The following is a 6,620-nucleotide window of genomic DNA, read 5'->3' as shown; positions in this document are numbered from 1 at the left end:
GGCTTGCTCGCGATACGGGCAACACGATGTAACTGTTACACCGCGTCGGTCCAATCGCGAGCAAGCCCGCTCCCACATAAGTGTTTTGGGGCTGGAGTTAACGCACAAACAGTTGCGAGGTGGTGATGGCCATGTCACCACCCGGCAATTTGATGCTGCCCACTTGTTTCATGCTGTCGGCATCAAACACCGCCACATCGTTGTAGGTCCCGGCGAGGTAGATTTTGCTGCCGGCCTTGTTGAACGCGATGCAGTAGTACGAATGGTCCAGCGGCGCCGACTGCAAGAGTTTTTGTTGCTTGATGTCGTACTTGGACAGACGGTTTAGCAGGCCAAACATCAGGTTCGGGTCTTTCGGTGAACGCATGCCGGTGAAGTAAATTTCGGTCAGCGGGCCAAAATCGGTGGTTGTCGCCTTACCGGTTTTAAGGTCAACGCTGAGCTGGCCATACACGTAGTCGGCGGTGGCCAGATCCTGTTTGTCATCCTTGAATTTGGCCGCGGTGTAGAGCAGCGAGAAATCGTGCAGGTAGCTCTGATGGTTCCAGAAATACAGCACGTCCGGAGAGCTGTAGCCTGGGCGGTTCCAGTGGCGGGTGGGGAGCAGCACATCGAACTTGCCGGTCTGCGGGTTGACTTTATAAAGGTCTGGCCCGGCCACGTACAAGCTGCCGTCGTCACCCGCCTGCATGATGCTTAATTGCCGGGGTGCCGGAAAACTGCGGATCGGCTTGGCATTCAGACCGGCATCGGTGGCGTACACATCAAGCCGCGGTTGCTGCACCTCGTAATGGTCGTTGAGCATCAACGTCGGGTTGGCGATGGTGTACAGCTCCTTGCCGTCCGGGCTGAGGGTGAAGCTGAACATGGCGCGGGCCTTTTCCCCCGGTTTTTGCGTGATGCTGGCATGGAACACCTGCTTGCAGGTGTCCAGCTCGACGCCGTACACATCGGCGTAGTGGTTATTGAGCACGTACGCGGTTTTATGGTCCGGCGATATTTGCACCGAGCCCGGCCCGAATGCGTCCGGCATCTTGCAGGTTTTAAACAGCGTGTCGGTGGCCGCATCCACCACGTGCAGGTTGTTCGGGTAGTTGGTGAGCACCATGTACTCATGGCCGGTTTGCAAGGCGCGATTGTCATCGGCCAACACGGTCAGCGAAAAGGCGCTGAGAACGGCAAGCGCGGCCTGGCCGCAGGTTTTGATGCTTGGCATGCTGGAATCCTTATTCTTGTGTACCCAGGCAAGTCATTTGTCTTTTGGAAAGACAGTCCCAAGGTTGCGCCAGTTTTCGTTGGACGCTTGAGCGTCCTTGTTCCAGTCCGGGTAGGTGCTCATCATGTCGGGCACCTGGGCTGGCCACCAGCACGGGTCAGAGCAGCCGTACAGGTCAGACTCCATGGGCTGGCACAACGACGAGACGCCGCCAAACGCATCAATTTCCCAACCTGGGTCGGTGGTCGAGGTGCACCCCGCCACCGAGTTCATCGCCACCACTTCCTCGATCCGGTTTTCGGCCGCAGCCTCATCGAGTTTCAACGCTTTGTTATTGATTGCCTTGAGATGTTTCATATCAGTGAGCCTTGCGCGGAGTGATGTAACTGCTGATGAACGCAGGGTTTTGGGCCATGATCCGGGTGTACACCTCGATGCCGAAGTCGACCCAGTCACGCATCAGTTCGCAGTAGTGATATGTCGGGTGCGTCGCATCGCCATAGCGGGCGTAACTCTCGTGATAGCAGCCGCCGGAGCACAGATTACGGATCTGGCAGTCATCGCAGCCCGTATTGGTTCGGTCCAGGCGTTGCGACAAAAAGTCGTTGAGCTCCACTTGTTTTACCGCGCTGTGCACGTTGCCAAACGTAGGCAAGGTCGAGCCGGTAAAGCGGTGGCAAAGGTTGAGTTCACCTTTGTAGTCGACAGCCAGCATTTTCAGGCCCGCCCCGCATGGCAGGGCTTTTTTGTGGCCTTCATGGATGTCGGTGATCAACTGGTGCAAGTTGGAAAAACCAATGTTGCGGTGCTCCAGTGCCGCTTTCAGATAACGGCGGCCCAGGCGCTTCATGCTGGCAAAGACTTCCACCAGTTCGTCATTGCTCAGGTTGAAGCTGCTGATGTCACCGGAGGTCACCGGGGCAAAGCCGACCTCGGCAAACCTCAGCTCGTTGAACAGGTGGTCCCAGATGGTCTCGACATCGGTGACGCCGGTGGTCAGGGTCACCCTCGCACCGACCGGGCGGCTGTTGTAGCGCGACAAGAGCATTTCGGCCTTGCGCCGCACCACGTCATAGGTGCCCTGCCCGCCCACGGTGATGCGGTTGCGGTCGTGCACGGTTTTTGGCCCGTCAATGCTCACTGACAACCCGAAACGGTGGGCGTTGAGGTAGTCCACCGTGTCTTCGTTCAGCAGCGTGGCGTTAGTGGTCATCACGAACTCCACCGACTTGCCCGCCTCGGCAAAGCGCTTTTCGCAGTAATCGACCATGTGTTCGATAAGCTTGCGGTTGCTCAAGGGCTCGCCGCCAAAGAACACCACGGTAAAGCGCTCTTCGTCCGGGGACTCGCGCAAGAGCATTTCAACCGACGCCACGGCGGTGTCGATGTCCATTTTTTTGCCCTCGGAGGGCTTGTCCAGGTCTTCCTTGTAGCAGTAGGTGCAGCTCAGGTTGCAGCCGGTGTTGACGTTGAGCACTACAGTGTTGATGGCCGTGCGCTCAACCCGTTTGGCGGCTATGTCCGGGGTCAGTGGCGAACCGTCGCTGACCAGTTCCAGGGACATCAGCTCACGCAGGGTTTCGGTGATTTCTTCACCGTTAAAGCGTGAAGCCAAGCGCTGGATCAAGTCATCCGATGAGCAGCCGGGGCCGCGCAGCGTATCAATGATGGTGCCAGTCAGCTCATCGCTGGCAAACAGCGATGAGCTGGGTATGTGAAACAGCATGCGGTCAGCATCCACATGCACTTCGTGCAGGTTGCGTTCCACCAGATTCAAGATTACGCCCATGCCAAACCTCCAGTGCAAGCCCCGTCGGCGGGGCTTGCGGTCATTCCGAAAAGTGTTTGTCGCCAGTGCTTGCAAAGGCCTTGCTTAGGGAATGGGCGGATTGTTCCAGCGTTGCACGGTGACGATCATATGGCCCTCGCCGGTCAGCGCGTTGCCTGCATCATCAACCGCAGCGATCACCTTGAGGTTGCCGGCATTGTTGGTAGACATTTTGCGCGCCGGGTTAGGCCCGGCATCGCCCGGGGTGAAGATGCCGTTTTCAGCCTGCATGACACCGGCGAACTTGACGTCTTCGTCTTCCTTGGCTTGTTCGTTGAACGGCTCTACATGCCACTTTGCAGGCACTACACCGATGCGGTAGGGCTTGCCATCTGCCCCTTTGCCCCAGGCTTCGGCGTCAAAGCGGCCCTGAACCTTGGGCGTCGAACCGCCACCACCGCCAATTCGTGCTACCGAGAACTCGGGCACCACCTTGACCTCGGCGATCTGGTTGTACACCGCCAGGGCTGGCCCCTTGAGCGCGCCCACGCTGACCTCACGCAAGCCCGGTTGCGCATCGGCGCCAGCCTTGACCTTCAGCTTGATACGCGACGGGCTCTGCTCCAGCACTTCAAGCACCTCTACGCCCTGTCCCAGGTTCGGGGTGCCGCTGAGGCCGCTGCCGACCAGGGTGATTTCGCTTTCACTGCCGGCTTTTACGTAGCCCGGTTGCACCGCAAGCACACGGTTGGTGCCCACTTTGGCGGCGATAAAGTCCAGCCCGCGCTCGTCGTGATCGGCTTCAAACATGCGCCCTTGCAGGGTGTTGTCCTTGGCGGCGAACACTTGATGCATGTTCACCCCGTCGACCTTCACATTGCCGCGCCATTCGTAGCCGCTGTAGAGCAAGGCGCTGCCTTCACCGTTGAACGGCGCACCATCGGCGTATTGGCCGGTGATCTTGACCTTGAAGGTATCTTTGCCGTCTGGCGCAACAGCCATCACCCCGGCCACTTCTCCTTTGCCCGGCAAGTGCCCGCTAAAGCTCCAGTTGCCTGTCAGGGTTTGGCTTTTAGGCGCAGTTTTCAGCCATTGCTGCCACGCCGGATTGTCCAGCGGATAACGCTCGGCCAGCATCGGCACCATTTGGGTACGGGCCAGATCAAACCAGTCACGGTCGCGGGACAAGGCCTGATATTCCAGCGACGGCCATTGCCCGAGGTGGAAGTTCACCAGCCGCTCCCATTCCTGAGCCGGACGCCGTTGCAGGGCAATACGTGCGCCGGAGTGGCAACGGGCGCACATTTGCGTGGTTTGCTCGTCGAAATGTTCGACCGTGTTCAAGCGTCGCTCAAGGGCATAGCGCACGCCGTCCGTTTCGCTCGGCGCCAGGCCTTGAGTGTCGGCCAGGTATTTGACCAAGGTGCGGCGATCCTCATCGCTGATCTGCAAGCCGTGCATGGTCTGCATCCGGGCGATGCTCATCAGCCAGCCTTCCGGGGTTTTGCGCTGGAGGCTGATACGGCTCAGGCCGTTGTTGGCTTCGGGGATATGACAGCCCATACAGTTTTGCTGGAGGATGCTCTGGGCATCGCGGGCAGCCTGGCTGTCCGGTGCATGCAAGCCTACACAAGCGGCCAGGGCCAGCAGGCTGGCGTTCAAGCCTGATCGGAGTTTTATCTTCATCAACGTCGGACCTCGCACGGTGCTTTCTTATTGTTGTGGCTTATCGTTTTGAAACGTCTGAACGGAGTAATACACGGAGCGTGCCAGCTTACGAAAAGACAGGTAAATCAGCGAGATGGGCGGCAATACAGGTTTTGCCCCCCGTGTTTGCAGGCTTTGGGGCGTTTTATATCGAGACAGCTGTTGCACTCTGAGACGCGGCAGATGGGCGCCCATGTTGCGAAAACCGTCTCAAACCTGTCGCAGATTGCGACAACTTGCCATGCCGGGCAGGCGCAGCACGACCTTAAAACCCTGCAAATACGGGGTAACAGCAAACTGGCACAACCGTTGCGAATGCCCTCGGACACTAACAAGACGAGGACTCATCATGTCGCTTGCTGCTCTGCTTCCTGCCACTACGGCTTTTATTCAACGCGCCCCGCGCATGCTGGTTGGCGGCGCCTGGGTCGAGGCCGCAGACGGCCAGACCATGCCCCTGCACAACCCGGCCACCGGCGAAGTGCTTTGCGTCGTGCCCAAGGCTACGCCTGAGGACGTTGACCGCGCTGTTCTGGCTGCCCGCCACGCATTCGATGACTCTGCATGGACCCGTACACGGCCACGGGAACGACAAAACCTGCTGTGGAAACTGGCCGACCTGATGGAGCGTGATGCGCAGTTACTGGCGCAACTGGAATGCCTGAACAACGGTAAAAGTGCTGCCGTGGCCCAAGTCATGGACGTGCAGTTGTCCATCGACTTCCTGCGTTATATGGCCGGTTGGGCGACCAAGATCGAGGGTTCCAGCGTCGAAGTTTCGTTGCCGCTGATGCCCAACGATCAGTTCCACAGCTTTATTCGCCGTGAAGCGGTGGGCGTGGTCGGCGCTATCGTGGCCTGGAACTTCCCGCTGCTGCTAGCCTGCTGGAAACTCGGCCCGGCGTTGGCAACCGGCTGCACCGTGGTGCTGAAGCCTGCCGATGAAACCCCGCTGAGCGCGCTTAAACTGGCCGAACTGGTGCAAGAAGCCGGTTACCCCGAAGGCGTGTTTAACGTGGTGACCGGCACCGGGATCACCGCAGGCTCGGCACTGACCCACAACCCGCTGGTGGACAAACTGACCTTCACTGGCTCCACCGCCGTGGGCAAGCAGATCGGCAAGATCGCCATGGACTCCATGACCCGCGTGACCCTGGAACTGGGCGGCAAGTCCCCGACCATCGTCATGGCCGACGCCGACCTGAAAAGCGCCGCTGCCGGGGCGGCCAGTGCCATCTTCTTCAACCAGGGCCAGGTCTGCTGCGCGGGTTCGCGGCTGTATGTGCAGCGCAAGCATTTCGACAATGTGGTGGCCGATATCGCCGACATTGCCAACGCCATGAAGCTGGGCAATGGCCTGGATTCCAGCGTAGACATGGGCCCGCTGATTTCCGCCCGCCAGCAGGAACGTGTCGCGCATTACATTGAAATGGGCCGTGAAAGTGGCGCCACCATTGCCTGTGGCGGCGAGCAATACGGGCCCGGTTTTTTTGTTAAACCAACTGTGATTGTTGACGTTGATCAACAACATTCACTGGTGCAGGAAGAAATCTTCGGCCCGGTATTGGTGGCGATCCCGTTTGATGACGAAGCTGACGCCCTGCGCATGGCCAATGACAGCCCCTACGGGTTGGGTGCGAGCATCTGGTCAAACGACCTTGGCGCGGTGCACCGGATGATCCCGCGCATCAAGTCCGGTTCGGTGTGGGTCAACTGCCACAGCGCCCTCGACCCGGCGCTGCCGTTTGGCGGCTACAAAATGTCCGGCGTGGGCCGTGAAATGGGTTATGCGGCGATTGAGCATTACACCGAGCTGAAATCGGTGTTGATCAAGCTTTAACACCCATGTAGGAGCTGCCGCAGGCTGCGATCTTCTAAAAATCAAAAGATCGCAGCCTGCGGCAGCTCCTACAGGACGGGTTGGTAGCC

At 59.0% G+C, this 6,620-nt stretch carries 5 protein-coding genes; 1 reads left to right on the top strand and 4 read right to left on the bottom strand.

All coding sequences use genetic code 11. From position 1 onward, the window contains the following. Nucleotides 1-97: 97 nt before the first annotated feature. From peaD to peaA, 4 genes are all read right to left on the bottom strand, one after another. Nucleotides 98-1,216, bottom strand: coding sequence for a quinohemoprotein amine dehydrogenase subunit beta (gene peaD / locus QMX84_RS25405; protein ID WP_262125957.1), 1,119 nt, complete (start codon nucleotides 1,214-1,216; stop codon nucleotides 98-100). Between the two features lie 33 nt (nucleotides 1,217-1,249). After that, nucleotides 1,250-1,573, bottom strand: coding sequence for a quinohemoprotein amine dehydrogenase subunit gamma (qhpC, locus tag QMX84_RS25400; RefSeq protein WP_048372098.1), 324 nt, complete (start codon nucleotides 1,571-1,573; stop codon nucleotides 1,250-1,252). A 1-nt stretch (nucleotide 1,574) separates the two neighbouring features. Then, entirely contained in the window at nucleotides 1,575-3,005 is a 1,431-nt protein-coding gene (gene peaB / locus QMX84_RS25395; protein WP_282365073.1) for a quinohemoprotein amine dehydrogenase maturation protein, read from the bottom strand. An 84-nt stretch (nucleotides 3,006-3,089) separates the two neighbouring features. Continuing rightward, a complete protein-coding gene (gene peaA, locus QMX84_RS25390) occupies nucleotides 3,090-4,670 on the bottom strand; it encodes a quinohemoprotein amine dehydrogenase subunit alpha (protein ID WP_282365072.1) in 1,581 nt (526 codons plus the stop codon). Between the two features lie 370 nt (nucleotides 4,671-5,040). On the opposite strand from peaA, the gene QMX84_RS25385 reads away from it, so the two are divergent. Continuing rightward, on the top strand, nucleotides 5,041-6,531 hold the full coding sequence (locus tag QMX84_RS25385) for an aldehyde dehydrogenase family protein (protein WP_088500402.1): 1,491 nt from the start codon (nucleotides 5,041-5,043) through the stop codon (nucleotides 6,529-6,531). Nucleotides 6,532-6,620 lie beyond the last annotated feature (89 nt).

This window comes from Pseudomonas sp. PS01297, assembly GCF_029959305.1.
In the GTDB taxonomy this organism is placed as follows: Bacteria; Pseudomonadota; Gammaproteobacteria; order Pseudomonadales; family Pseudomonadaceae; genus Aquipseudomonas; species Aquipseudomonas helleri.
The sequence above is the reverse complement of the archived record's forward strand: the minus strand, read 5'-3'. Positions and strand labels throughout refer to the sequence as shown.

What these genes read in the sequence shown, in the direction of transcription:
- peaD (WP_262125957.1), bottom strand. Translation starts at nt 1,216, where the DNA reads ATGCCAAGCATCAAAACCTGCGGCCAGGCCGCGCTTGCCGTTCTCAGC.
- qhpC (WP_048372098.1), bottom strand. Translation starts at nt 1,573, where the DNA reads ATGAAACATCTCAAGGCAATCAATAACAAAGCGTTGAAACTCGATGAG.
- peaB (WP_282365073.1), bottom strand. Translation starts at nt 3,005, where the DNA reads ATGGGCGTAATCTTGAATCTGGTGGAACGCAACCTGCACGAAGTGCAT.
- peaA (WP_282365072.1), bottom strand. Translation starts at nt 4,670, where the DNA reads ATGAAGATAAAACTCCGATCAGGCTTGAACGCCAGCCTGCTGGCCCTG.
- QMX84_RS25385 (WP_088500402.1), top strand. Translation starts at nt 5,041, where the DNA reads ATGTCGCTTGCTGCTCTGCTTCCTGCCACTACGGCTTTTATTCAACGC.